This window comes from Planctomycetota bacterium (assembly GCA_039182125.1).
Classification (GTDB): Bacteria; Planctomycetota; Phycisphaerae; order Tepidisphaerales; family Tepidisphaeraceae; genus JBCDCH01.
This window is the reverse complement of the sequence record JBCDCH010000020.1, coordinates 20,936-45,550: the sequence shown is the minus strand read 5'-3', so window position 1 is coordinate 45,550 and position 24,615 is coordinate 20,936. Positions and strand designations below refer to the sequence as shown.

Sequence of the window (24,615 nt, the reverse complement as noted above, 5' to 3'; positions counted from 1 at the left end):
GACTGATTCGCCCACGGATACGGAGAGGCCCCTCGGCCGCGTTTTGGAACAACTTGCCCGCCGTGTGTTACCGCTCAGTACAAGACTTCGCTGGCTTTCTCGATGGCCTCGATGACCTGGCGGACATGGAACGGCTTCTTGAGGTAGCCGTCGAAGCCGTTGCCGACGAGCTTGCCGCCCTCGTCGTCGCTGAGCTTGCCGCTCATGGCAATGACCTTGGTGAGCTGGAGGTCGGGGTTGTTCTTGACGGCCTTGGCGATCTCGGAGCCGTCGACGTCCTTGAGGTGCATGTCGACGAGCATGACGTTGGGCCGGAAGCGGTCGGCGAGCACGCCGGCCTGGAAGCCGCTGCGGGCGACCTCGACCTCGAACTTCGCCTCGTCCTCGAGAATCTTCTCCAGCACCTCGACAATGTCGTGCTCGTCATCGACGATGAGCACCCGCGTCGCACCGGTCATCAGCCCGTTGAGCGGAATGCCGTGCTGCTTCATGAAGCGGATCAGTTGGTTCAGCGGGATGCGGCGGTCCTTGGAGCCCGGAATGCGGTAGCCGGTGAGCTGGCCGGAGTCGAACCACTTGCTGACGGTGCGCGGGGCCACGTTGCAGATCTTGGCGACCTCGCCGGTGGTCAGGACGTCGTTGTGTCGGAATTCTTTCGAGGTTTTGGTTGTCACACTCATGATGCATTGTCTCCTTCGGACGCCGACGACCGGCTGCCGAAATGTTCCCCGTAATGACATCGGCGAAGAGAACGGTCGGCTTTGGTGGCGTGTTTGGGAATGCCGGTAAAACCCGACGTCCCAGCACCACCACGCCCGCCGTCAGACCCGGCACACGCAGTATGACACCGGTTATCAGGCTCGGCAAAACCAAATTCGCCGTTAGACTCCCCCCTCCACATGCACGTCCTCTACGTCCACCAGAACTACCCGGCCCAGTTCGGCCACATCGCCCACCACCTCTCCGACAAGCTCGGCTGGAAATGCACCTTCGTCTCCGAGACGCCCGCCGGCAAGGACGGCAACATCGAGAAGATCCAGTACAAACGCCTCGGCGGTGCGACGCCCAAGAACCACTTCTGTTCTCGGACCTTCGAGAACACCGTCTGGCACTGCGACGGCGTGTTTCGCGCACTCGCCGATCGGCCGGACGTGAAGCCGGACCTGATCGTCGGGCACTCGGGCTTCGGGTCGACGCTGTTCCTGCGGGAGCTGTTCCCGGACGTGCCGGTGATCAACTTCTTCGAGTACTACTACCTCCCGCACGACGCCAACAGCGACATGGACTTCCGCCATGACCTGCGCCAGCTCGGCTGGGAGGCGGGCGTGTGGAAGTACCAGCGCAGCCGGTGCCGCAACGCGATGATCCTGCTGGACCTGCAGAACTGCCAGCACGGCTACTGCCCCACCGCTTTCCAGCGCTCGCGCTTTCCCGACGAGTACACGAAGAAGCTGCGCGTGATCTTCGACGGCATCGATCGCGGCGTCTGGCACTCACGCAACGACGAACTCCGCCCCGAGCCGGGATCGCGGACCACCCGCACCTTCGCCAACGTCGAAGTCGCGTCCGACGACAAGCTGGTGACTTACGTTTCGCGCGGCTTCGAGTCCATGCGTGGCTTCGACATCTTCGCCAAGGCCGCACGACGCATCCTCGACCGGGATCCGAAGGTCCGCATTCTCGTCGTCGGCACCGAACGCATCGCCTACGGCGGCGACGAATCACACACCTCGGGCAAGACATTCAAGCAGTGGGTGCTCGATCAAGACGAGTTCAAGAACGCCGACCTCTCGCGTCTGCACTTCGTCGGCCGCATGGAGCCGATGCAGTTGAGCGAGCTCCTCGCGGCGACGGACCTGCACATCTACCTCACCGTGCCGTTCGTGCTCAGTTGGTCGAGCATGAACGCGATGAGCTGCGGGGCGATCGTTCTCGGGAGTGACACGCCGCCGGTGCTCGAGATGATCGAGCCGGGCGTGAACGGACTGGTCGCCGACTTCTTCAACCCCGACGAGTTCGCCGACAAGGCGTTGGAAGTGCTCGCAGACATCCCCGGCCACCGCCACCTCGGCCAAGCCGCCGAGCAGATGATCATCGACCGCTACAGCCTCGACGCGGTTCTACCGCAGATGCTCACGCTCTACGACGAGGCGACCAAGACCACCACCGGCCTCGAAGCCGCCCGGCCAAGACCGGTTGTACCGAAAGTCGCGGTCCCACCGCCACCGCAGCAGCAGAAGCCGCGTAGATCCACCGGACCGTTTGCGGGGTGAAACGATTTTCTGTTGCGTGACGTCGTTATCGGGCCATGCTTACCACGATGAAGTGCCCAGCCCGATCCACGTTACTCGCTCTTGCGATCACTACCGCACTCAGCTCAACCGCTTACGCCGGCATTACCCTGCTCTCGGCCCGGCAGTCTGCCCAACTTCAAGTGGGTGGTTTCACCGAAAGCTTTATCGTGGACGAGATCGTCGATCTCGACCGCGACTTGGAAGGCTTGGACACTGGCTCGGGCAACCTGTCGTTCGAATCGAGCATCAGCGACGAGCAAATCGCCACCTCTTTCGACGGCAGCTACACCGTGGTCGAGGGGTTTGGTTCCATCTCGAGCAGCGTTCGAGTTGCGTTTGCCGTCGATAGCGCGATCGACTTCATGCTTCAGCTACCGACCGACAGCAGTTACAGCTCCCTCGGCGGAGCTGACAGCAGTGCGATCATCACGTCGCTCTTTTCCACATCGGACTCGGTGTCCGTCTTCGACGTTCTGAACGACGCGAGTCTGGGGATGGCTGCGAACGACCTGGACATTCCGCTCACGATTTCACGACTGGGGTCAGGTGTCACGTTCGACGAGGATGCACAGACGTTGAGCGGCCAACTTCAACCTGGCGAGTATGAGTATTCGACGGAGTACTTTCTCGTCGAAGAAGGCTTCGACGCGGGCGACAACGTCGCGCTAGCGATCCTTCGGAATCTGGACTTCACGCTGAGCTTCAGTGAACCGGACGATGACGACCTTCACGGCATGAACGACGACGGTGATGACGGCGGCGTCGGCGGTGGACCGGGCGGGGACGGCGACCCGGCGGTGATACCGCTGCCCGCGACGGCGTGGGGCGGGCTTGGCATGTTCGTCGGCGCGTTCGCGTGGCGTCGGTTGAAGAAGTGATCGTTTTCCCCCCTTGAGCAGCGACCGGCGGGAGCCTTGTCCAAACTCCCTTTGGTCGCCGCTCAACGTCAGAACGCGTTTGCCCAGAACCGCACGACGGCCCCGCCGCCGAGGACGAGGGCGGCCAGGCCAACGCCGCCGATGGTCGCGCCCCAGACGGCCATCTGGCGTGTCGTCACATGACCGGTACTGAACGCGATCGCGTTGGGCGGGGTGCTCATCGGCATGGCCATTGCGATGCTCGCCGAGAGTGCGACGCAGACGGCTGCGGTGATCGCCGGCGTTGCGTTATCACTTCCGGCAAACAGACCGATCGCGATCGGTAAGAAAAGGTTCGCCGCAGCGGTGTTACTCATGAATGTGCTGAGCAACAGCGTGATCACGGCCAGCGAGCCGACCAGCAGCACGCCCGGAATCGCCGAGAGTTGATCGGCGATCACACCGTCGAGTCCGGCAGCCTGCATCCCGGTGCCTAGCGCGATGCCGCCAGCGATGAGGATCAGAACGTCCCACTCCAGTGTGTCGATGTCGTGCCGGGTCAAGACACCGGTCGCGGTCAACGCCAGTGCGGGCAACAGCGCGATGACACCGCTGCTCAGGCCGTGCAGGCTCGTCGTGAGCCAGCCGACCACCGTCAGCGCGAAAATCACGATGACGAACCAGCCGCGCGCGTTGAGCGGCGTCTTCTTCGGCTCCATCTCCAGTTGCTTCGCTTGGGGCTTGAACACCGTCGCCAGGATGAGCCAGGTCAGCGTCAGCAGCGCCACCATCAACGGCAGACCGATCGCCATCCAGTTGAGGAAGCTCACATGAACGCCCGCCTTGCCGAGCGCCGCAACGGCGACGGCATTGGGCGGCGTGCCGATGGGCGTGGCCATTCCGCCGACGTTGGCCGCGAACGCGACACCGAGGATCAGCGCGACGCGGAACGGATCGGTCGCCTCGGTCTTGGCGATCATCGGCGCGGTCAGTGCGATCATGAGCGCCGTCGCGGCGGTGTTGCTCATCCACATGCTCATCACGGCCGTGACGACCATGACCGCCAGCAGCGCGATGCGTGGTTTGTTGGTGAACGGTCGAAGCACCTTGCCGGCCACGACGCGGTCGACACCCTGCCGCGTGATCGCATGCGCTAACAAGAATCCACCGAAGAACAGGAAGATGACCGGGTTGGCCGCCACCGCGAGGATGTCCTGATAGCGCGGCGCATTGTCCGAGTTTTCGAACCCGAGCCAGGGCCAATCACCCGGATTGGCCAGGAAGATCACCATCAGCGCGAAAACGGAAATGCTCGTGGCGAATAGCGGGATCGACTGGGTACACCACAACGCCGCGGCGAGCGTGAAGATGCCACTCATCCACACGCCTTCCCGAGGCACGTCGGTGAACGAAAACATCATGGACACGACAAGGCCGCTAAAGACCAGACATGCCAGCGCCGGCGCTGCGTTTCGGAACATGCCGGCCGCGATCTCGCGGACGGCGAACTCGGTCCTGTCCGAGACGCCCGGCTCGTAAATGACGGCCAGATCCGTCGGATGGCGTTCGGCCGACTCAAGATCCATGGGAGCCCTTTCAGATCGGGCTTGGTTGTCAGGAACGGATTCGGACGGGGAAACCGATGCCGGCTTGACGGGGCCGGCGTCCTCGTTGGGACGGTGCATGCCACACCTCGATGCGCGTGTCGCGCGGGTGAGTTTGAAGCCTCCGCGAATGGGTAAAACAGGTGTCGGCAGCGAACGCCTCCACGTCCGGCGTCACCTGACTTAAAGGCGGCTGATGAGCAACTCCCGTTGGAAAACCATTTCCTTGGGCAGATCACCGGCGAGCCGCAAAAGCAACTCTTCCTGGCTGAGCATCTCCTGCTTGAACGCATCGCCATCGACACGTTCGAGGGCCTGAAAGTCCTTGGCATCGAAGTCACTGCCGTCGACGTCCCGGAGACCTTCCAGGTCGATGTCCATGGGCCGGGGCATCCAGCCAAGCGGCGTCTCAATCGCACCTGCACCGCCGTGGCAGCGGGCGATGATCCACTTCAGAACACGCATGTTTTCTCCGAACCCTGGCCAGAGAAACTTACCCGTCTCGGGGTCCCTTCGGAACCAGTTTACGTGGAAGATACGCGGACAATCGGTCATCTCCTTACGCATGCGGAACCAGTGGATCAGGTAGTCGCGAACGTTGTAGCCGATGAACGGAAGCATCGCCATCGGATCACGGCGGACGCTGCCGATTTTGCCTTCGGCGGCGGCCGTCCCCTCGGACCCAAGTGTCGCACCGACATAAACGCCGTGGATCCAGTTGAATGACTGGAACACAAGCGGGATTGTGTTGGAGCGTCGGCCACCGAAAATGATCGCACTCACCGGCACACCCGCCGGGTCGTCGGCGGCTTCATCGAGGACCGGGTTGTTACGCATCGGCGCGGTAAATCGGCTGTTGGGATGGGCTGCCTTTTCATCAGAGTCGGGCGTCCATTCATTACCGAGCCAGTTGATGATCTTGCCCGACGGCGGCTCTTTGGTCTTACCTTCCCACCACACATCGCCATCCTCGGTCATGGCGACGTTCGTGTAGATCGTGTCCCGGCTCATCGACTCCATCGCGCTGGCATTGGACTCGTAGTTCGTACCCGGCAACACCCCGAAGTAACCGTTCTCGGGGTTGATCGCCCGCATCTTGCAAGTGACCTGATCCGCCCACATCCACGCAATATCGTCGCCGACCGTGGTGACCTTCCAGCCCTCATCGACGTACTTCTGGGGCGGCTGTAACATCGCGAAGTTGGTCTTACCGCAGGCACTGGGGAACGCACCGGTGACGTACGTCTTTTCGCCATTGGGATCGGTGACCCCGAGAATGAGCATGTGCTCCGCCATCCAGCCTTGTTGCTTGCCGAGGAAGCTGGCGATACGCAGCGCGAGGCATTTCTTGCCGAGCAGCGCATTACCGCCGTAACCGGAGCCGTACGACATGATCACGTTGTCGTAAGGGAAGTGGGCGATGTAGCGATCGTTCGGATCGAGTTCGCCGGTGTTGTGCCAGCAACGGGTGAACTCGTCGGACTGTCCGAGCTGCTTCCACGCCAGAAGGCCCATGCGTGTCATGATGCCCATTGATTGCACGACGTAGATGCTGTCGGTGATCTGCACGCCGACTTTGGCCAGCGGCGAACCGGGCGGCCCCATGATAAACGGGATGACGTACATCGTCCGGCCCTCGAAGCTGCCCTCGAACTCCTCGTTGAGCTTCGCGTAGGCCTCACGATCCTGCCACCAGTTGTTGGTCGGGCCGGCGTCGTCCTCGCTGGGCGTGCAGATGAACGTGAGCTTCTCGACCCGGGCCACATCGCTTGGGTCCGAACGATGCAAGTAACAACCGGGGAGCTTCTCCTGATTCAGCCGAATGAAAATGCCTTCTTCGATCCCCTTCTCGTAGAGCGCATCACGCTCGGACTCCGTGCCGTCGCAGAAATGAACCTTGTCGGGTCGGCACTTGCTGACCGCGCTCCGAAGGAACGCCAACACATGCGGGTTGTCGGTCGGGCAATCCGCCAAGTGGTCTTCGACTGCCGGATCGTTCGTCATCTGCGTCATGGTTCTGTCCTGCCCTTAATTGCAACCTCGATGGGACCTGGTCCCGGAAACGATGATGTCGACACGCTGTCGGCTCCCCGTCCCATTGTTCGGATCGTCGCGCAAGGTGCAAAGTCGTCAGACCAATTCGCCGCATGCGGCGTATCACCGCAGGGAATGGACATTTTTTGCCGCATGTCTCGTGATGAACGGCCCGTTGCCGTGCGGCGCGTTGGTACTTGCCAAGCGGGGGCGGTTCGGTGTCTACTAGCGGGATGCGAAGCTCTTTGGTTGCCGCCGGCCCCGTTGTCCTGACCGCCGCTGTCCTGTCCGTGGCCGTTGTCGGCTGCAAACCCAAAGCCGAACCGCCGGTCTCCACGGAGATGCCGACCGAAATGCGGGCCTCAGCGATCGACCGTGCCACGCAACTCCAGGCGGTCTACGGCCGCGACGTGTCCGGGGCGAAGGTCGGGGCCATCACCGAGGTCAAAACGATCGACGGCGGCGTCTTCATCGCCGCCGAGATCACCGGCATCCCCAACGGCGCCCTCGCCCTCATCATCGACGGCAACGAGCAACAGGTCGGGCTGGTCAAGGCGTTCAACGGAGCCGGCGGACAGACTTTCTTCGAGGTGCTCGACTCGAACCGGCCGATCGCGCCCGGCGACTTCGTCGTCCGTTTCCCCGAGGGTACCGCCGTTGAGTTGCGTCCCGTCGACGGCCCCAGCACGTAAGTACGAGCGGACACGCACCGATGCCGAGATTGATCCTTGCCAGCGCATCGCCGCGTCGCCGTCAGTTCCTGACCAACGCCGGCTACAACTTCGATGTCGTCCCGGCCGACCTCGATGAGGCGTCCTTCCAGGCGGACGGGGCCGAACAGTTGGCACAGGTGCTGGCCCGTGAGAAGTGTGCGGCGATCTCCGCACACTTCCCGGAGGCCGTCGTCATTGGTGCCGACACGACCGTGGCCGCAGCGGACGGAACGCTTCTTGGCAAACCGACCGACCGCGCCGATGCCGCCCGGATCATCCGCAAACTCACCGGCCCGCCACACCTGGTCGCTACCGGCGTCGCCGTCGGCTTCGGCGACCGGCTCGAAACCTCCGTCGACGTCGCCCGCGTCACCATGCGCCCGCTCTCCGACGAGGAACTCGAACGCTACCTCGACAGCGACGCCTGGGATGGAAAGGCCGGCGCGTACGGCATTCAGAACGATGATCCGTTCGTCACCGACCTGGACGGCCGACGCGATACGGTGATGGGCTTGCCCATGAACAAAACGCAAATGCTCCTGGAGCAACTCGGCGTCACACCGGTCGGACCGTAACATCGGGCCGGTGTCCATGATTCCCGGCATTTTCGCGGTGCTGCTCGCCACGATCGGCGGGTACTACGTGTTTGTCAGCCCCGCCGCGAGCCGGCTCGCCGAGTTCGAGGACGCCCGCACCAACCGCTTGCGTGTTCGCCTTCGACAAGCGGGCGGGATCACGATGATCCTCATCAGTGCGAGCATCTTCGCCATTGATTTCGGGTACAACAGCAAGAGCCGATGGACCATGCTGATCGCGCTTGCAGCGGTCTTTATTCTGCTGATGACCCTGATGATCCTCGCACTGATCGACATCCGGCTCACCCAAAAGCTGCGCGACAGCCAACGCAAGCGCCTCGCGCAAACGCCCCACCAGACCCCGGACCAAGCACCATGAAGTGGCTCACCATTCCCGCGCTGTTGCTCGCGTTGTCCGTCGCCTGTGATCAGGCACCGGCGGTCGAGACGGTCGCGGCGGAACCCGAGACCCGCGCCCCCGCCGGTGAACCGCAAGACCTGCCGACGACCCAGATGCGGCTCGGCAACCTGCGGTTCAACTTGCAGATCGCCAACGATCCGACCGAGCGCGAGATCGGCCTCATGCATGTGACGGAGATGGGCAAGAAGGACGGCATGATCTTCGTTTTCCCCAAGCCGGGCCAACTCAGCTTCTGGATGGAAGACACGTTGATCCCGTTGGACATTATCTTCGTCGATGCGACCGGCACGGTGACCAAAATCGCTCAGATGACGCCACTCTCTCGAGACCTGACCGATAGCGACGGGCGTTGTCAGTGGGTGATCGAACTCAACGCGGGTATGGCCGGCGAAGCGGGAATCAAGGTCGGTGACGTGCTGCTCATGCCCGCTGAAGTTCGCCCGGACACTGCCGAGTGATCAGCCCAACGCGTCGAGAATCGCATCGCCGTACTGGGCGACTTTCTTCGGGCCCATGCCAGGGACGGACTCCAACTCCTCGGGCGTGGTCGGCTCGGCGGTCGCGATGGCCTCGAGCGTTCGGTTGCTGGCGATGACGTAAGGCGGCACCGCCGCCTCCGACGCCAGGCGTGTTCGCATCTCGCGCAGCCGTTCGAACCGCTCCCGCGCTTCGGGCGTGTAGTCGACATCGAACTCGTTCTCGACCGACCGCCGAACTGGGGCGACCGCGAGCTTTCGCTGACGCGGGATCAGATCCGCCAACGACACCGGCGGCGGCGTCTGGCCCTTCATCACCGCGAGCCCGGCGTTGCTCAGCTCAACCACCGGCCGCCGCGCGTTCTCCGGGTCCACCTGCCGGGCGAGCCCGGACTCCATCACCCGATGCAGCATCGCGATGATCTGCTTGATCTGCCGATCCCGCATGAGCCCGAAGGTCGGCAGTTCATTCAAGCCCCAGCGGCGCATCTTCTCGTTCTCGCTACCGGCGAGCACTTCCGCGACGCTGCCGAGTCCGAACCGACGGTGCAGCCGTGCGATGGCGCTGAGCATTTGACGGATCGCAAGCGTAACGTGCTCGGGCACTTCCACGACGTCCTCGGCCACCGGTGCCCCGCCGCCGCAGACGTCGCAGTTGTGGCACTCGATCTCCGCGTCGTCGCCGAAGTAATCAAGGATCATCTGCCGGCGACAGCGACGTTGGCGTGCGAAGCGGATGACGCTCTCGAGCTTGGCGTTCGCACGCTCCTGCAGTTCGGCGATGCGTTCGGGCTCAACCTCGCCGCGGTCGCCGATCTTGCTGATGAAAAAGTCCTGCGTGCGTTTGTCGGCGAAGCTGTAAAGCAGTGTGCAAACTGCCGCCCGACCATCGCGGCCGGCCCGGCCGGCTTCCTGGTAGTACGCCTCCAACGTGCCGGGCAGGTTGTAGTGAATGACGAACCGGATGTCCGGCTTGTTGATGCCCATGCCGAACGCGTTGGTCGCCACCGCGACCGCGTCCGGGGAGTCCATGAACGTCTCCTGATTCGACTTACGCGCGGCATCGTCCATGCCGGCGTGGTAGGCGACGACCGTCCGCCCCGGACACGTCCCGGCCAGCAGCGACGTGACCTCGTCGACGTTCTTGCGTGTCGAGCAGTAGACGATGCCGCTGCCTTTCTGCTCCCGCACGAGCCGCATGAGCAGCGTCTGTTTCTCGGCGACCTTCTGTGCGGTGACGGTGTGGTAGCCGAGGTTGGTGCGGTCGAAGCCGGAGACCTGCACGAGCGGATCGTCGAGGCCGAGCGAGTTGCGGATGTCGTTGCGGACATCGGCGGTGGCGGTGGCCGTGAGCGCGATGCACGTCGGACGACCCAGCCGATCCACGACCGGGCCGAGCTGCTGGTACTCGGGCCGAAAGTCGTGACCCCACTGGCTGATGCAGTGCGCCTCATCCACGGCGAAAAGTCGGAGGTCGCAACCGGCGAGCAGGTCGACGAAGTTGTCGTCGTTAAACCGTTCGGGCGCGACATAGAGCAGGCCCTCGAAGCCGTCACGAATCCGGCTGATCACGTCACGTCGCTCACCAGCGGTAAGCGTCGAGTTGAACAGCAGCGCGTTTTGCCCGCGTTCTTCCAACTGCCGCACCTGATCCGCCATCAGGGAAACCAACGGCGAAACCACGAGCGTCAGCCCACCCTTGACCAACGCCGGCAACTGATAGCAGAGTGACTTCCCCGCTCCGGTCGGCATGACGCACAGCACGTCCCGCCCCGCAATCGTCGCCTCGATGACCTTGCGCTGGCCCGGCCGGAACTCTTCCAGGCCGAACTGCTCCTTCAGTACCGCATCGAGATCCGTCATGCACCGTTACCTTACGGACCAACTCGGCCGACGTCTGTCGGGCTGCAAGGTGCTCCAAACATCAGCGGCCGGGTGATTCGCCCGGTTTCAGATCGATGTAAGTCGGTGCGTTTCGGTCGGTCGTCAAACGTCCGTCTTCGAGGCTTAGCTCAGTGACATGCATGACGCTGCGGCGCTGGGCGGGGCTGACGAAACCGACGCCGCCGCGTCGACCGGGGTGCGTGAAATAGAAAAGGTAGGCACGATCATCGCTGACCAAGACATCGGGGTGGCTGCCTTTGACCTTGTCCTGTGGCCCGGTCCCGGGCTGGCTCAGAAGGCGCGGCCCTTCCTGGCGCGTCCACGTGGCTGCGTCATCGCTGTGATAAACACCAAGTCCGGACCACTCATCCACAATCAGCCAGTACCGGTCCTTCCATCGGAACACGACCGGCGCTTCCGAAGGCGGGCCCTCGGTGGCCCGCCCAACCACTTGCCAAGTTTCGAGGTCGCGGCTGTCGGCGTAGAACGTCGCCGCCTTTTGCATTTCGTCCTTGTACCACAGCCGCCACGTCCCATCAGCCAGGGGAAACACGCCCGCATCGATCACGCGTGTCGAGTCGAGGTCGAGCGTCGAGTGGAACGTCCAGTCGCGCAAGTTCTCGCTCGTCAGATGCACGATCGAACGGGAATGCTTCCAATTCGTGAAAATGCCCGGAACGTGCGTGAGAAACATGTGGTAGCGGCCTTGGCGGTGAACGACCGCAGGCGCCCAGTGCGTCTGTGGGCCGCCGTCTGCAAGATCAATGTTGGCCTCGCCGACGTACTCCCACGTCGCGCCACCGTCGGCCGATTCGGCGATCCCGATGCGCGTGCCATGCACCCATTCGACACCGTCCGGTTCCTCCATGTTTGCCCGACGATTGGTGTAGAACATGAACCACGTCTCGGTCTCGCGATTCCAGATGATCGAAGGATCGGCGGCCCCATCGAAAACCGGATCCTCGAACAACGGCTTGTCCGCCACGCGAGCGGTGCCAGGGTTCGTCGCGGGTGCGGTGCTCTGCATGGCAAAGGACAAGAGTGCGATAAAGACAAAAGTCATGCCGCTCAATATACCAAAGTCAGTGTGCCGCGGCCCATTCGTCGAAACGGGCCAGTGAATCGCGACGAACCGACGGCGGGGTCGCGGCGATGACTTCCTCGACCACCTCGGCCGTGATCTCCCCCGGCTCGCCACTGGCGACGCTGCGCATGAACGGAATCACCGCGCTGCGGTCGGCGATGTACTTGATGTCAGCCCCGCTGTAGCCGGCGAGCTTCGACGCGAGACGATCCAGGTCCACGTCGTCGGCAAGCGGGCGGTTGCCGAGGTAGATCTCCAGCATTTTCACCCGGGCCGCGTCGTCGGGCAGCGGCACGTAGACCTTCTCATCAAACCGCCCGGGCCGCAGCACCGCGCTGTCGAGCTGCCACGGCACGTTCGTCGCCCCCATGAACAACACGGGATGCCCGGCCTTCTTCTCGAACCCTTCCATGCCCTGAAGTATCTGCGGCACCACGCGCTGCATCACACTCGTCCCGCCGTCATCGCGTCGAGCGGGAACCAACGCTTCGATCTCGTCGATGAAGATCACCGCACGCGGCTCATCGGCGGCTGCGTCGAACAGCGCTTTCACATTCTGCTCGGCCTCGCCGACCCACTTGCTCAGCACCTCGGCGGGACTGACCTTGAAGAACGCCGCGTCCAACTCGCCGGCGGTTGCCTTGGCGAGCATCGTCTTGCCTGTGCCCGGCGGCCCGAACAGCAACACGCCCCCGCCGGCGCGGATGCCGAACCGCTCGGCGAGCTCAGGATGCTGGAACGGATAAAGCATCTTGAGCCGGATGTCTTCCTTCACGTCTTCGAGCCCGGCGACGTCGGCGAAGGTGATGCCCGGCTTTTCCTTGACGAGAAACTTGTCTCCGTCGATGTCCTCTTCGCCTTCGGCGCTGGCTGCCTGCTTGCCGCTGCCGCGGTCCACGCCGGGCGCCTTTCGGCCCGATTCCTTGGCGTCGGCACAATCCTTGGCGAGTTCGAGCAGCTTCGCCGCAGTGTCACGACGGGCCGCCGCGATCGCGTCACTGTCAGACTGACGCGCAAGCTCCACCATCGCCCGGCTGGCTTCGAGCAAGTACGTCCGCGCTGATTCCCACTGCCCGGCCCGCCGCGCGTCTAGACCCCGCTGCTTGTACCGCTCGAAACTCGCCCAGCTGACTGCCATGATCCGATCCTACACCGTCCGTCGAAGTTGCCCGCACCGCGATGTTGGGGTTACAAATCGGGCATGACTTTCGTCCCACCCGCTGCGGGAAGCCCGGACTATGAACTTGCCCTTCGCAAAGTACGTCGATTGCGATCGCTTGCGTTGCTGCTGCTTGCCGTTGTGCTTTTGATGCAGTTGGTGATCTTCTTTCTTGCGCACTATGCGACGATCGAAGTCATCCAGAGCGATGCCATCGGTTACACCACGGCCGAACTTTCCGGCGGCGAACAGGTGTTGCACTACTTGTTGGGAGCGACCACATCGCTCGGCGTCCTGGTGTCGATCGTTCTCGTCGTGGCGATTCTCGCCCAGGCACTGCTGATCACCGCCGACCGGCGCCTTGGCGTCGCACCGGCGGTAGCGGCACTGGGTTGGTCGCTGGCACTGCTGGTGCTCACCTTCCCGACGCAGTTGTTTCTTACCGAAGCGGCGCTCACGCGAAGCGTGTTCGCCCTGCCCGGCGTCCTGTACACGTTCGGCGAGTTGCGAATGTTCGGCGTGGCCTCCGACGATTGGGGATCGACATCGACCTATCTCAACTGGCTGCGGTTCGTCGTAGCTCCGCTGGCGACCTTGCTGGTGGTGGTACTGGTGCTGCTCAAAAGCGGGCGTGGGTTTAAGCTCGCGTTGGGCGAGCTCGGAACCGCAGACCGCATTCACACCGAGCCTTCGGACACCGTCGCGTAAACGGAATGGCTAGACTTCGCGAACACTTCGCGGAAGGCCGAGAAAAGATGGCAGATCAAGAGAATCAATCGACCAAGGAAGAGCGCGGACGGATTCAAGGCGACGCCGTCATCGCCGAACGCTACGTACTCTGGGGCACGATCGTCGGCGACGTCCGCGTCCTCGACGGAGGTAAGTTCTGGATGCGCGGCAATGTCCAGGGCGATCTGATCGTCGAGTACGGCGGGCGCGTCCATGTCTTCGGCCAAGTCAGCGGCAGCCTGTTCGTCGCACGCGGGGCCAAAGTCATCGTCTCCGGCCTGATCCACGGGCCGGCGACCAACGATGGCGGGCGCCTTTTCATCGAGCCTGACGGACGCATCCTCGGCAAAATCACCACCAAGCGTGGCGACACGGTCAAGAAGGACAATCTCACCTTCGGCGAAGACGATCTACCCAACAACAGCGGAAGCGTCCGCGACTGGAAGCCGGTCAAAAAACCCGGTCAGGACGGTAAGTCGGTTCATGATCGGTAACATCTGGTTACGACACCAAGCCGCCCGCGAGGTCGCCGCCGCGTAGGCCGCGGCTGCTCATGCTGACGGCTTCGGGACTCGTCGCCAAGTGCTGCGCTTCGGCGAGCGTGATCTTCTTCTGCTGCATCAGATCGGCCAAGTGCTGATCGAACAACTGCATCCCGTTCTCACGGTTGGCGATGAGTTGGTTCAGTCCGGCCGGCTTGTTTTCGAGGATGAGTTTGCGCGTGATGGGTGACTGCCGAAGGATCTCGACGGCCGGCAGTCTGCCATGTCCGTCGGCGCTGCGGGCGAGGCGCTGGCTGATGATCGCGACGAGGTTGTTGGCCAACTGACCCAACAACATCTCCTTACGGTCCAACGGGAACAGCGCGACCAAACGTTGGAGTGTTTGGCTCGCGCTGGTGGTGTGGACCGTGCTGAAGACGAGGTGCCCGGTGTCGGCCGCCTGAAGAGCCGTCGCGAGCGTCTCGGGATCGCGCAGTTCGCCCACCAGAATCACGTCCGGGTCTTGCCGAACGGCCTCACGGAGCGAGGCGAGGAACGACTCCGCGTCATGCCCAACTTCTCGCTGTGCGATGAGCGACTGCTTGTTCTCCTGCACGAACTCGATCGGATCCTCGATCGTGATGATGCGATAGGCGTACTTCTCGTTCTGATGGCGGATCATCGACGCGAGGGTCGACGTCTTGCCCGAACCGGTCGTGCCTGTCACGAGCACCAATCCGCGCGGCGTCTCGGCAATGTCCTTGATCACCGGCGGCAGTTGAAGCTTATCGATCGTCGGGATCTCGTGCGGGATGGCACGCAGCGCGGCCGCCTTGTGTCCACGCTCGTGGAACATGGCGACACGAAAACGCCCCAAGCCTTCCCGCGTGATCGCAAAGTCCACCGCGCGGTGTTCGGCGAGGTGCGCGAGTTGTCGCTCGTCGCAAAGCTCACCCGCAAGCACATCCATTTCCTCGGGCGAGTTGGCCGGCGTGTTGAGCGGGTGGAGCTTGCCGTCGATCCGCACCGTCGGCACGGCGTTGGATTGCAAGTGCAGGTCGCTCGCCTTGTGGTGAATGACCGCCTCGAGTAACTGCTGAAGATTCATGGAAGACTGCCCCGGTTGAATGCCGGTGACAGCATACCAAGTTCATGCCGTAACGCAGGCGTGGTGACGTCTTGCCCGGTGCGACAATCAGCGACGCCGCCGAAAAGCGGCAAGCACAAATCCAACCCAAGCCATCACGGCCGGCTCCGGCACACTCACGGCACGGACCAGGTTGTTACCCGCCAACCCGCCGAAGACCGCCGGATCGCCGACGTTGATCCCGACCGGCAAGGCGGCCAAATCGTTCAAGTCCGTCTCGTTCCCACCGCCGAAGAAGAACCAACCCGCACCGTCGGCCGTGTCATCATCACGCCGGGCCGGCGCGTCGCGCAAACCATTTTGCCCGGGTCGCGGATTGAGCGCGTCGAGGTCATTGACCAGCACGCCGACGAAGAAACCGCCTTCAACAAATCCGAGCGACGTGCCCTCTGGACCGCCGGTGATGTCGTAGTCCACGAACGTGTCGAACTCATCGGCGTTGTTGGCGTTGGTCGTTGTGACAAGCCCCACGCCCGTCCCGGTGACGACGCCGTTGGTCGGGTCACCGTCGTTGTCCGGATCGTTCAACACGAACACGGTGACCGATTCATCCTCGGCGATTCGGCCGAAGGCGACCGAGATCGACGCGATCCGCGTCGGCGTGTCGGTCGTGAAGTAGTTGCCCCAGACGACATCGACGCTCTCGAACGCGCCGGGCCCGGTGTTGATCGAGCCCCGACCGTCGTCGGCGACGAAGGTCGTCGGCGCTGCCGATGCCGCTGTGATCAAACCCAAAGACGAAACGAACCCCACCGCCAAGACTCTGCTCAGACGCATAACTGCTTCCTGGATTGTGCCAGCCCCTGCAAGAGCCCGCAGCATACCACGTCCACGGACGCGGAACAGGCCGATCGATTATCGGACGTCCAGCACTTCCGAAAGATCCCGCCGCGCCAAAGCCTTAACCGGTACCCGGGCGTCGGACGCCGGGTAGCCGACCGGGATGAGCAAAAACGCACGTTCATTTTTTGGGCGTTCCAACACGTCGGCGAGAAACCCCATCGGGCTTGGCGTGTGGGTCAGCGTCGCGAGACCGGCGTGATGTGCCGCCGCCAACAGCAACCCGACCGCGATGCCAACCGACTCGTTCGCGTAGTACACCTGTGAACCGTCGTCGCCTTTGGCAAGCTTGAACACAGCGATGAGCCAGGGTGCAACGTCGAGGTACGGCTTGCTCGCGTCGGTGCCGAGAGGCGCGAGGTCGTCGAGCCAACGGTCCGACGCGCGATGTTCGTAAAACGCCCGCTCCTCGTTTTCCACGGCGACGCGAATTTTCCGCTTCAAAGCAGGTTCGCTCACGGCAACGAAACGCCAAGGCTGTTTGTTCGCGCCGTTGGGCGCGAGCGTGGCCGCACGGATGATCTGCTCGATGGCCTCGCGCGGGACCGGTTCGTCGGAAAAGTGCCGCACGCTACGCCGCCCTGCCATCGTGTCGGCGAAAACCCGAGCGCCCGCAACGGGATCAACGTCGGGGTAGCCGGACCGGTCCAACGGCGTTTGAGTCTCACTCATGCAATCACGTTACGGCAGTCGGCGGAAGAAGCGATACCCCTCAGGCAACGCCACCGGCGCGTGCAGCTCCTCGCCAAGCTCAAGCTCGGCCTCGCCGATCGTTTGCCGCCCGGTCGAGTTGAACCTGCTGTAGATCGGGTCGACAACCATCACCGTACCCGGCTCGGCGGCGGCCCAGGCACGCTTCGATGCCGCGTGTGGCCAAATCGGCACATCGAGGAAATGCGCCACCGACGGATCGCTGAACAACAACGGTGGCGGATTCTCAACACTCTCGTACCACGCCGCGATCCGCTCGGCGGCCACGAACTGCGTCGACGCCTCGATCGGCAAGACCGGCCAATACAACGGCTGAACCATGATCACCGGCGCGAGCAGCGTGGCCCCCGCCACCGTCATCGGACGGCCAAACCAAGCCGCGCGCTGTTCGATCCGCTCCCAACCACGCCCTGCCAGCACACCCCACAACGGCAGCATCACCAACAGGTATCGCAACTCGCCGTTGCTTGCCATTTTGCCCAACGCGTAGAGCACGCTGTGTCCGACAAGGACGCCGAGCGGGAGCAATGTGATAAGCCACGCCGAACGTGATCGGTGTGTGTCTTCCGACGGTTGCGGTCGCAAGCCGAAGATCAGCGGCGCGATCATCGCCGGCCCAACGATCACCGGAAGACACACCACGAAATGCCAGACCGGCCCGGCCGGGTAAAGCGAAGTTTCGGCGTACGGCCAGAGCAACGGCATCCCCAACCACCGCGCCGCGAGCCACCACGCAAACGTCGGCACCGCGAGCAAGGGCAACACCAGCCACTGCCGATGCAACGTCAACGCCACGGCAACCGCGATCAGAAGCGGAAAGCCCTCCGGCCGGGTCGCCGGCATCAAACCCACCACCAACGCCAACACCCACCACCGCCGGCGCAAGTACGACAACGCCATCAGGCCGACCAACAGCGCGAACGGCACTTCGGTCAGCACCGCGAAGCTGTGCAGAAACGCCAGCGGCGACGCGAGCACTGCGGCGAACGCCAACACCGGGCGCCGATGTCCCAGCTCCACCGCAATCCGCCACGCACACCACCCGCAAGCCAACACCAACAGCAACGACGCCACCCGTGTCACGAATAGCCCGCCCAGAGCGGCGAACGGCGCGTGAAACAACGTCACCACCGGCCGACCCCAGACGTCCACGAACAATCTCGGATCCTCGAACGCAAACCGGGCGTACATGTAATGCGTCACACCGTCGGCTTCGACGAACCCTTTCGACCACAACGCGCACAACAGCGACAACACGGTAAACATCACGCCGACGAACCACGCCAACCGTCGGTCCAGACCGGGATCAGTCACGACCCACCTCCGCCGCCCGCGGCTCGAAGCGCAAGCCGCGCACGTCGAGCATCAGCTCCTTCCGCAACACATAACGGACGACCGTCGCAACGGTGAAGCTGATGCCGAACGTCTCCCACGGCGGTGCCGCGTGACGTGTCCCGATGTACAACGAGGCCGCAACCGCCCATGCCCATTCGGCAGCGGCGCTGAGAAGAAAATCCACCCAGGGTCGCTTGCGTTTGAGAAACGGACGCTGAGCGCGGACGTATCGGAAGTGAAACAATGCCGCCACCGCGATCGCAACGGGATAAGCAAGCGCAACGGTGTGCGTCAGCGCGAACGCCGCCGCCCCAAACAACCACGCCAACGCCACAACGACGGCGAACTTCAGGATCGGTGCAAGCCGGGGGTAGGTGAAGTCGTACAGCCGGCTGAGGTGCTCGAGGTAACGAAACTGTTCGGCGATCGTCAGCTTGCTCGTGCCGTGCTTACGGATATCGAAGTGGATCGGCACCTCGCGGATGCGTCGCGGGTTGGTTTTGCAGAGCAGTTCCAGGCCGACCTTGTACCCGAGCGGCGAGAGAAACCTCGCCTCGTCGACGGCCGACTTGCGGAGCGCGAAGAAGCCGCTCATCGGGTCGTGTACGCCACCGCTGAACGGCAACGCGAGAACCGTGGCGAGCTTGCTGTTGAGCCGGCGGGCCATGCCCCACTTCTCGCCGACCGTGCCGCCCGACACGTAGCGGCTGCCGATGACGAAGTCAGCTTCGTCCGCGACGATCGGACCGACGATCGCGGGGAGAACCTCGGGGGGATGCTGAAGGTCGGCGTCCATCACACACACGACATCGCCGCTCGCCTCGGAGATGCCACGCAGCACCGCCCCGCTGAGCCCGTCGGAAGGATCGTCCCGCACGATCAGCCGAACGGGCAGGTCCGCCGCGACGCGGGCCGTGTCATCGGTCGAGCCGTCGTCAACGACGAGAATCTCCGCATTCGGCAACGCGGCGGTGATCCGCCCCACCAACTCCGGCAAGTTCGCCGCCTCATTGAGCGTCGGGATGATGAGCGAGACGGTCGGCAAGCGCAAGCGTAGGGCAGGTACTGCCTGCCATCGGGCGTCGGCGAAATGGCAGGCAGTGCCTGCCCTACAACTTCAACGACAGATCCGCCTGGACAAACGCACCATCGATGCGTGCCGGATAGGTCCGCACGGCCGCCCCGCCGTCGGGCATCTCGCCAGTGTCGAGACGGAACGGCCACGCGTGCAACGGGCAGATCGCGCACGCATGTCCGCCGTCTTCCTCGACCCAACCGTCCGCGAGTTCGCCGCCGGCGTGCGGGCAGAGGTTGTCCAGCACGAAGGGCGAGCCGTTGTGCAGGAACACCGCCAACGGTTTACCGTCGATGTCGACGTACTTCCCGTTGCCTTCGATAAGTTCATCAACCTGGCAAAGTGTGGTCCAACTCATCAGTACGCGATGTCGAGAATCTTGCCCTGCTCGGCGGCCTGCACGGCGGTGAGGATGACCTGAAGGGCGCGATACCCTTCGTCGCCGTTGATGGTCGGCGGCGTGTTCGTGAGGATGCAATCGGTGAATCCGTCGATGACGCCGGAGGCCACTTGCTTTTCGTTGGTCGACATTTCACCCACGACATGGCGTTCCTTGCAGCCGTTGCTCATGTCGACCATGACGCCGTACTCGCCGGCCATGCCGATACGCATGACACCGTTCTCGGCGAAGATCGTGGTGCCGTTGTCTTCGATTCGGCCAAAGTTGGTCCACGAGATATGGATCGAGCCGATCACGCCGGACTCGGTTTCGAGCTCGAGGAACGCGTTGTCGTCCACGGGGATGAGCTTGCCGTCGGGGGTGGTTTTGCTCAGCGTCTTGACGAAACCACCGACCCGGGCGAACTCCTCGCCGAGCAGGTAACGCATGAGATCGGCCTTATGGATGCCGAGATCGCCGTTGACGCCCAACACCGCACGCTCCTTGACGAAGAACCACGAGTGGGCACCGTCGAGACTCCAGCCGTCGGGGCCGGGGTGTTTGAAGTTCGTCTCGAACGTCAGCACCTTGCCGAGCTTGCCAGTGTCGAGGATCTCCTTGGCCTTCACGTGCGGCGGCATCAGGCGCTGATTCATGCCGATCATCAGGAACTTCCCGGCCTTCTCGGCTGCGGCGACCATCGCCTTGGCTTCATCGGTCGACGTAGCCATCGGCTTCTCGACCAGCACATGCTTGCCGGCTTCGAACGCCTTGATCGTCTGCGGGGCGTGGTCGGCGTTGGGCGTCGCGACGACGACGGCATCGCACTCGGTCTCGGCGAGCATCGCGTCGAAGTCGGTGAACGGACGGGCGTTGTACTTTTCACCGACTTCCTTGGCGCGCTCCTCCAGCGGGTCGCAAATGGCAACAATGCTTGAGTTCGGGTTGGCGTGACCCTCGGGCAGGTGGCGGCGTTGGGCGATGGCCCCGCCGCCGGCGACGGCGTAGCGGACGTGGTTCATGGTGATCGGTTGGTTGAGGTTCTAGGAAATCTCGGCGAGTTGCACGGTACGTCCGTCGGCGGCACTTTGCTGGACGGCCGCGAGAACCTTCTGCGTTTCGTAGGCATCGATGAAGTCCGGCAACGGTGAAACCGGCTCGACGCCGCCGAGGTCGCGGAGCATGTCGGCGGCTTGGTTGATGAAGCCGTGCTCGTAGCCGATCGAGTGGGCCGTCGGCCACCACGCCTCGGCGTACGGATGTCCCGCGCCGGCGTCCGACACGTTGATCGTCGACCAGCCCTGCTCGCTGGGCGGGAGCGTGTTGTCGTACCACTGCAGCTCGTGAAGCTTCTCAAAGTTCCAGCGGATCGCGCCCTTGTCGCCGTGAACTTCGAGACGGTTACCATTCTTGTCGCCGGTGGAAAGGCGCGTGGCTTCGAAGGTCGCGACGGCCCCGCCGGTGAGGCGTGCGGTGAACAACGCGGCATCGTCGACGGTGGACTTCTCGGTCTTGTCAGATGCGACCGCACCGTGACCCGAGATCTCACCGCCGCCGCCTTCCATGACTTTGCGCTCCTTGATAAATGTCTCGAGGATCGCCCCGCTGACGGATTCGAACTCCTCGCCGGTGACGAAGCGGGCTGCGTCGATCGAGTGGGCACACAGGTCGCCGAGCGACCCGCTGCCGGCGATGTCGCCTTGGAACCGCCAGACCATCGGCGTGTCCGGCCCGGCCCAGTCCTGCAAATAGAAGCCGCGTACATGGTAAAGCCGACCGAGTCGGCCTTGCCGCACGAGCTGGTGCGCGAACGTCAACGCCGGGCAACGGCGATAGTTGTACCAGACATACGTCTTTTGATTCGGTCGGGCCTTCGCGGCTTCGACCATTTCCCGAGCTTCGTCGAGCTTGCCGGCGAGCGGCTTCTCGCACGCCAAATCTCTGCCGGCTTCGAGTGCGGCGATGGCCATGTCGCGATGCACATGATTGGGCGTGCCGATGTCGACGAGTTGAATGTCGGGATTGCTGATCGCCGCCTTCCAGTTGACCGACGCATTCCGCCAGCCCCAGGCTTTGGCGAATGATTCAGTCTCTTCCGGGTTGCGGCCGCAGAGCGTGTGCATCACCGCCTGGCGCGGCAGATCGCCGAAGAACTTGTTCACCTGGCTGTACGCGTTGCTATGCGTTCGGCCCATGAACTTGGTGCCGATGAGGCAGATGTTGAGAGGCGTCGGCATGGGGCGGAACGTACCAATCTCGACGTGAAGTCGCAACGAAAGCCCACGCCTTCAGGCGTGGGTCTGCCGCAACGTCCGAGCGCAGGTGCGGCCCCACGGCTGAAGCCGTGGGCGTTGGGGGACACCTCACACAAGGTCACACGCATCCGCCGGCATCCAGTGGGCGTCCTGACCGTCCCACTTGACATTGCAGCCGATCGGATTGGTCAGCGGCTGAGCGACCTCGCGGCCGGCGAGCAGGTCGTCGACGGCGTCGCGCAGTTCGTGCGTGGTCTGCTTGCTCGGGTCACGCGGGCTGTCGTCCATCCGGCCGGTGTACTTCAGCGTGCGGTCCTTCCCGAACACGTAAAAGTGCGGCGTCCGCAGTGCCCCGTACGCCTTGGCGACCTCCTGCGACTCGTCACGCAGGTAGTCGAACTCGAAGCCCTTGTCCTTCACCCGCTGCACCATGTGCTCGAAGCTGTCCTCGGCGTAGGTGCCCGTCGAGTTACTGTTGATGCAAACCAGCTGAACACCCTTGTCGCGGTAGTCCGTGTGAAACGCTTTGATGCGATCCTCGGACTCGATGACGTACGGGCAGTGGTTGCAGGTGAAGCCGACGACGAGGATGTCGGCGTCGTAGTCGGCGAGCGTGTGGTTCTTGCCATCGGTACCGGGCAGGTCGAAGGCGGGAGCGGGATCGTTGAGTTGGAGCGTAAATGCCATGGGCGATAGCGTAACGGGATGCGTGTGCTGATTGCACCGGACAAATTCAAGGGCACGCTGACAGCGAAACAAGCGGCGGCCGCGATGGCCGAAGGCGTGCGGCGGGTCTGGCCGGACGCGGAGATCGTGCAGTGCCCGATGAGCGACGGCGGCGAAGGGTTCGTCGACGTTCTGTGCGACGCGTTGGATGGTCGGCGACTCACGCGGACGGTGACCGGGCCACTGCCGGATATGCGCGTGGACGCGGAGATGGGCTTGCTGCCCGACGGCACCACCGTGATCGAGATGGCGTCCGCCGCAGGGCTGGCGTTGCTCCGCGAAGACCAACGCAACCCGATGAACACCACGACCTTCGGCGTCGGCGAGCTGATCCGCTTCGCCGTCGGCATGGACGCCCGCCACGTCATCCTCGGCCTCGGCGGCAGCGCAACGATCGACGCGGGGATCGGATGTTTGCAGGCGCTGGGCTGTCCGATCACGCTGGAAAAAGGCCAGATCGTGACGGCAGACGATGACCCGCTGTGCGGCCGGGACATCGGCCAAGTCATCGCGATTGGTCGGCCGGGATTGGCGGACGGACTGGCATTGGAGATCGCGTGCGACGTGACCACACGTCTAACCGACGCTGCTCGTACTTTTGGTCCGCAGAAGGGCGCGACCACGGATCAGGTCGATCACCTCGACACGGCTCTGCGGCAACTCGCAAAGCGCTTAGGTAACGGCGATATGGCAGGCACGGGCGCGGCCGGCGGCCTCGGCTGGGGTTTGAGCCTCGTGCTCGACGCGACACTTACGCCGGGCATCGAACTCATAGGCAATCACGGCCATTTCATGGCAGAAGTCAGCAGCGCCCAACTCGTACTTACCGGCGAAGGTTGTTACGACGCAACAAGCAGCGACGGGAAGGTCGTCGGGTACGTTGAGTTGGTGACACGCGCCAAGACCGGCGTTGACGTCATCGCATTTTGCGGTAGTCGAACACCGACCAAAACAGACGTGTGCGAGGTCGTCACGCTTACCAGCCGCGTTGGCAAAGATGCCGCGCTGGCGGAACCGGCGCGGCATCTGGCTGATGCGGTGGCGGAACGACTTGCGTCTTCCGACACGTGAGTGTTACTCCACGGGGATTTGCACTTCGTAGTAGCGCATGTCTCCGCGGACGCTCGGGCTGTTGTAACCCATCACTCGCATCGGTCCTGCGGCCGTGAGGCCGCGCTCCTCGATCGCGTTGCGAAGCATCGACTCGACCTCGTCGACATCGCTGGTCCGACGATTGCCTCGCATGCCAACGGTAATCACCTTTGTCGGGGGCACGTCGATCACCTCAACATCCAGCGCCGCTGAGCCGAGGCTGCCGGTGTCACTGTCGGGGTACATGAATCCCATCATCGCCTTGCCGTTGTCCCGGCTCATCTCGACGGGCGCGGTCATCGGGATGTCGTTGGTCGAGATGTGGTTGAACAACCGCCAGAACAAGCCGTTCTCTTGCAGCCCCACTTCGCTCTTGGCGATGGCCATTCGGTAGGTCGGGTATTGCTTGATCTCGATCTCGCCGACAGGCGTCCAGTCGGGGAAGTTCGGCGGAAACTCGGCCTCCAGGATCGGCGTGAACGCGAGACGATCGTGTACCGCTTGTACGTCGGCGATCGACCCCGCAGACAGCAGTTCGGCGGAAGCGATCCACTCGGGGCCGAGAAGGTCTGCGGCAGCCTCGGCGGCGGCCATCGGATCGCCCCCGTTGAGCCCCGCCGCGAGCACACCGACGGCCATCGCCTTCACCGGGGCATGGGCGGTGACCTCGGGCGCGTCCGTGATGTCAACCATGGATTGAGCCGAGGGATTCATTAAAACAGCAGCGAGCGTGAGTGCGAGCA

25 protein-coding genes are annotated in these 24,615 nt (G+C 63.4%); 9 read left to right on the top strand and 16 right to left on the bottom strand.

All coding sequences use genetic code 11. The features are described 5' to 3' along the window. Positions 1 to 74: 74 nt before the first annotated feature. Entirely contained in the window at positions 75 to 680 is a 606-nt protein-coding gene (locus tag AAGD32_07335) for a response regulator (GenBank protein ID MEM8874058.1), read from the bottom strand. Positions 681 to 899: 219 nt separating this feature from the next. On the opposite strand from AAGD32_07335, the gene AAGD32_07330 reads away from it, so the two are divergent. Then, positions 900 to 2,273 (top strand): glycosyltransferase, encoded by a 1,374-nt coding sequence (locus AAGD32_07330; protein ID MEM8874057.1) that lies wholly within the window; start codon positions 900 to 902, stop codon positions 2,271 to 2,273. Positions 2,274 to 2,461: 188 nt separating this feature from the next. After that, entirely contained in the window at positions 2,462 to 3,172 is a 711-nt protein-coding gene (locus AAGD32_07325) for a hypothetical protein (protein MEM8874056.1), read from the top strand. 68 nt (positions 3,173 to 3,240) lie between these two features. Here AAGD32_07325 and AAGD32_07320 read toward each other — a convergent pair whose 3' ends face one another. Together AAGD32_07320 and AAGD32_07315 are read right to left on the bottom strand one after the other, a co-directional pair. Then, positions 3,241 to 4,737, bottom strand: a complete 1,497-nt coding sequence (locus tag AAGD32_07320) for a DASS family sodium-coupled anion symporter (GenBank protein MEM8874055.1) — start codon at positions 4,735 to 4,737, stop codon at positions 3,241 to 3,243. A 201-nt stretch (positions 4,738 to 4,938) separates the two neighbouring features. Then, complete coding sequence (locus AAGD32_07315; protein ID MEM8874054.1) at positions 4,939 to 6,759, bottom strand: phosphoenolpyruvate carboxykinase (GTP); 1,821 nt, start codon at positions 6,757 to 6,759, stop codon at positions 4,939 to 4,941. A 263-nt stretch (positions 6,760 to 7,022) separates the two neighbouring features. Between AAGD32_07315 and AAGD32_07310 the strand changes: the two genes are divergently transcribed. Genes AAGD32_07310 through AAGD32_07295 form a run of 4 tightly spaced genes read left to right on the top strand, consistent with a single transcriptional unit; the run spans position 7,023 to position 8,956 of the window. Then, complete coding sequence (locus AAGD32_07310) at positions 7,023 to 7,481, top strand: hypothetical protein (GenBank protein MEM8874053.1); 459 nt, start codon at positions 7,023 to 7,025, stop codon at positions 7,479 to 7,481. A 20-nt stretch (positions 7,482 to 7,501) separates the two neighbouring features. Continuing rightward, positions 7,502 to 8,077: a Maf family protein gene (locus tag AAGD32_07305; protein ID MEM8874052.1), complete on the top strand. Its 576-nt coding sequence runs from the start codon at positions 7,502 to 7,504 to the stop codon at positions 8,075 to 8,077. Positions 8,078 to 8,087: 10 nt separating this feature from the next. Then, entirely contained in the window at positions 8,088 to 8,456 is a 369-nt protein-coding gene (locus tag AAGD32_07300) for a hypothetical protein (protein MEM8874051.1), read from the top strand. Then, positions 8,453 to 8,956, top strand: coding sequence for a DUF192 domain-containing protein (locus AAGD32_07295; protein ID MEM8874050.1), 504 nt, complete (start codon positions 8,453 to 8,455; stop codon positions 8,954 to 8,956). Before AAGD32_07300 ends, AAGD32_07295 begins: the two co-directional genes overlap by 4 nt. Here AAGD32_07295 and AAGD32_07290 read toward each other — a convergent pair whose 3' ends face one another. The 3 genes from AAGD32_07290 to AAGD32_07280 form a co-directional block, all read right to left on the bottom strand. Beyond that, positions 8,957 to 10,837, bottom strand: a complete 1,881-nt coding sequence (locus tag AAGD32_07290) for an ATP-dependent DNA helicase RecQ (protein ID MEM8874049.1) — start codon at positions 10,835 to 10,837, stop codon at positions 8,957 to 8,959. A gap of 61 nt (positions 10,838 to 10,898) precedes the next feature. Further along, positions 10,899 to 11,921: a family 43 glycosylhydrolase gene (locus AAGD32_07285; protein MEM8874048.1), complete on the bottom strand. Its 1,023-nt coding sequence runs from the start codon at positions 11,919 to 11,921 to the stop codon at positions 10,899 to 10,901. A 19-nt stretch (positions 11,922 to 11,940) separates the two neighbouring features. Further along, a complete protein-coding gene (locus AAGD32_07280; GenBank protein MEM8874047.1) occupies positions 11,941 to 13,080 on the bottom strand; it encodes an ATP-binding protein in 1,140 nt (379 codons plus the stop codon). Between the two features lie 63 nt (positions 13,081 to 13,143). On the opposite strand from AAGD32_07280, the gene AAGD32_07275 reads away from it, so the two are divergent. Continuing rightward, positions 13,144 to 13,809 carry a hypothetical protein gene (locus AAGD32_07275; protein MEM8874046.1) on the top strand — a complete coding sequence of 222 codons (666 nt, stop codon included), beginning with the start codon at positions 13,144 to 13,146 and terminating at the stop codon, positions 13,807 to 13,809. A gap of 47 nt (positions 13,810 to 13,856) precedes the next feature. After that, a complete protein-coding gene (locus AAGD32_07270) occupies positions 13,857 to 14,324 on the top strand; it encodes a polymer-forming cytoskeletal protein (GenBank protein MEM8874045.1) in 468 nt (155 codons plus the stop codon). A 7-nt stretch (positions 14,325 to 14,331) separates the two neighbouring features. Here AAGD32_07270 and AAGD32_07265 read toward each other — a convergent pair whose 3' ends face one another. The 9 genes from AAGD32_07265 to AAGD32_07225 form a co-directional block, all read right to left on the bottom strand. Then, positions 14,332 to 15,420 (bottom strand): PilT/PilU family type 4a pilus ATPase, encoded by a 1,089-nt coding sequence (locus AAGD32_07265; GenBank protein ID MEM8874044.1) that lies wholly within the window; start codon positions 15,418 to 15,420, stop codon positions 14,332 to 14,334. Positions 15,421 to 15,507: 87 nt separating this feature from the next. Then, positions 15,508 to 16,236: a hypothetical protein gene (locus AAGD32_07260; protein ID MEM8874043.1), complete on the bottom strand. Its 729-nt coding sequence runs from the start codon at positions 16,234 to 16,236 to the stop codon at positions 15,508 to 15,510. 78 nt (positions 16,237 to 16,314) lie between these two features. Next, positions 16,315 to 16,971, bottom strand: a complete 657-nt coding sequence (locus AAGD32_07255; GenBank protein MEM8874042.1) for a nitroreductase family protein — start codon at positions 16,969 to 16,971, stop codon at positions 16,315 to 16,317. A 9-nt stretch (positions 16,972 to 16,980) separates the two neighbouring features. Next, on the bottom strand, positions 16,981 to 18,324 hold the full coding sequence (locus AAGD32_07250) for a hypothetical protein (protein MEM8874041.1): 1,344 nt from the start codon (positions 18,322 to 18,324) through the stop codon (positions 16,981 to 16,983). After that, a complete protein-coding gene (locus tag AAGD32_07245; GenBank protein ID MEM8874040.1) occupies positions 18,317 to 19,390 on the bottom strand; it encodes a polyprenol monophosphomannose synthase in 1,074 nt (357 codons plus the stop codon). The genes AAGD32_07250 and AAGD32_07245 overlap by 8 nt, the downstream gene beginning before the upstream one ends. 64 nt (positions 19,391 to 19,454) lie before the next feature. Continuing rightward, positions 19,455 to 19,778: a Rieske (2Fe-2S) protein gene (locus tag AAGD32_07240; GenBank protein ID MEM8874039.1), complete on the bottom strand. Its 324-nt coding sequence runs from the start codon at positions 19,776 to 19,778 to the stop codon at positions 19,455 to 19,457. After that, positions 19,778 to 20,821, bottom strand: a complete 1,044-nt coding sequence (locus AAGD32_07235) for a Gfo/Idh/MocA family oxidoreductase (GenBank protein ID MEM8874038.1) — start codon at positions 20,819 to 20,821, stop codon at positions 19,778 to 19,780. Before AAGD32_07235 ends, AAGD32_07240 begins: the two co-directional genes overlap by 1 nt. Positions 20,822 to 20,842: 21 nt before the next feature. Next, positions 20,843 to 22,036: a Gfo/Idh/MocA family oxidoreductase gene (locus AAGD32_07230; protein ID MEM8874037.1), complete on the bottom strand. Its 1,194-nt coding sequence runs from the start codon at positions 22,034 to 22,036 to the stop codon at positions 20,843 to 20,845. Between the two features lie 126 nt (positions 22,037 to 22,162). Then, positions 22,163 to 22,741 carry a thioredoxin family protein gene (locus tag AAGD32_07225; protein ID MEM8874036.1) on the bottom strand — a complete coding sequence of 193 codons (579 nt, stop codon included), beginning with the start codon at positions 22,739 to 22,741 and terminating at the stop codon, positions 22,163 to 22,165. Between the two features lie 18 nt (positions 22,742 to 22,759). On the opposite strand from AAGD32_07225, the gene AAGD32_07220 reads away from it, so the two are divergent. Further along, positions 22,760 to 23,851: a glycerate kinase gene (locus AAGD32_07220; GenBank protein MEM8874035.1), complete on the top strand. Its 1,092-nt coding sequence runs from the start codon at positions 22,760 to 22,762 to the stop codon at positions 23,849 to 23,851. Between the two features lie 3 nt (positions 23,852 to 23,854). Here the strand turns inward: AAGD32_07220 and AAGD32_07215 are convergent, their stop codons facing one another. Further along, a complete protein-coding gene (locus AAGD32_07215; GenBank protein ID MEM8874034.1) occupies positions 23,855 to 24,565 on the bottom strand; it encodes a heme-binding protein in 711 nt (236 codons plus the stop codon). Between the last annotated feature and the right edge of the window lie 50 nt (positions 24,566 to 24,615).

What these genes read in the sequence shown, in the direction of transcription:
- AAGD32_07295 (MEM8874050.1), top strand. Translation starts at nt 8,453, where the DNA reads ATGAAGTGGCTCACCATTCCCGCGCTGTTGCTCGCGTTGTCCGTCGCC.
- AAGD32_07335 (MEM8874058.1), bottom strand. Translation starts at nt 680, where the DNA reads ATGAGTGTGACAACCAAAACCTCGAAAGAATTCCGACACAACGACGTC.
- AAGD32_07230 (MEM8874037.1), bottom strand. Translation starts at nt 22,036, where the DNA reads ATGCCGACGCCTCTCAACATCTGCCTCATCGGCACCAAGTTCATGGGC.
- AAGD32_07275 (MEM8874046.1), top strand. Translation starts at nt 13,144, where the DNA reads ATGACTTTCGTCCCACCCGCTGCGGGAAGCCCGGACTATGAACTTGCC.
- AAGD32_07315 (MEM8874054.1), bottom strand. Translation starts at nt 6,759, where the DNA reads ATGACGAACGATCCGGCAGTCGAAGACCACTTGGCGGATTGCCCGACC.
- AAGD32_07225 (MEM8874036.1), bottom strand. Translation starts at nt 22,741, where the DNA reads ATGGCATTTACGCTCCAACTCAACGATCCCGCTCCCGCCTTCGACCTG.
- AAGD32_07265 (MEM8874044.1), bottom strand. Translation starts at nt 15,420, where the DNA reads ATGAATCTTCAGCAGTTACTCGAGGCGGTCATTCACCACAAGGCGAGC.
- AAGD32_07255 (MEM8874042.1), bottom strand. Translation starts at nt 16,971, where the DNA reads ATGAGTGAGACTCAAACGCCGTTGGACCGGTCCGGCTACCCCGACGTT.
- AAGD32_07320 (MEM8874055.1), bottom strand. Translation starts at nt 4,737, where the DNA reads ATGGATCTTGAGTCGGCCGAACGCCATCCGACGGATCTGGCCGTCATT.
- AAGD32_07310 (MEM8874053.1), top strand. Translation starts at nt 7,023, where the DNA reads ATGCGAAGCTCTTTGGTTGCCGCCGGCCCCGTTGTCCTGACCGCCGCT.
- AAGD32_07280 (MEM8874047.1), bottom strand. Translation starts at nt 13,080, where the DNA reads ATGGCAGTCAGCTGGGCGAGTTTCGAGCGGTACAAGCAGCGGGGTCTA.
- AAGD32_07235 (MEM8874038.1), bottom strand. Translation starts at nt 20,821, where the DNA reads ATGAACCACGTCCGCTACGCCGTCGCCGGCGGCGGGGCCATCGCCCAA.
- AAGD32_07220 (MEM8874035.1), top strand. Translation starts at nt 22,760, where the DNA reads ATGCGTGTGCTGATTGCACCGGACAAATTCAAGGGCACGCTGACAGCG.
- AAGD32_07330 (MEM8874057.1), top strand. Translation starts at nt 900, where the DNA reads ATGCACGTCCTCTACGTCCACCAGAACTACCCGGCCCAGTTCGGCCAC.
- AAGD32_07260 (MEM8874043.1), bottom strand. Translation starts at nt 16,236, where the DNA reads ATGCGTCTGAGCAGAGTCTTGGCGGTGGGGTTCGTTTCGTCTTTGGGT.
- AAGD32_07240 (MEM8874039.1), bottom strand. Translation starts at nt 19,778, where the DNA reads ATGAGTTGGACCACACTTTGCCAGGTTGATGAACTTATCGAAGGCAAC.
- AAGD32_07290 (MEM8874049.1), bottom strand. Translation starts at nt 10,837, where the DNA reads ATGACGGATCTCGATGCGGTACTGAAGGAGCAGTTCGGCCTGGAAGAG.
- AAGD32_07270 (MEM8874045.1), top strand. Translation starts at nt 13,857, where the DNA reads ATGGCAGATCAAGAGAATCAATCGACCAAGGAAGAGCGCGGACGGATT.
- AAGD32_07305 (MEM8874052.1), top strand. Translation starts at nt 7,502, where the DNA reads ATGCCGAGATTGATCCTTGCCAGCGCATCGCCGCGTCGCCGTCAGTTC.
- AAGD32_07215 (MEM8874034.1), bottom strand. Translation starts at nt 24,565, where the DNA reads ATGGTTGACATCACGGACGCGCCCGAGGTCACCGCCCATGCCCCGGTG.
- AAGD32_07285 (MEM8874048.1), bottom strand. Translation starts at nt 11,921, where the DNA reads ATGACTTTTGTCTTTATCGCACTCTTGTCCTTTGCCATGCAGAGCACC.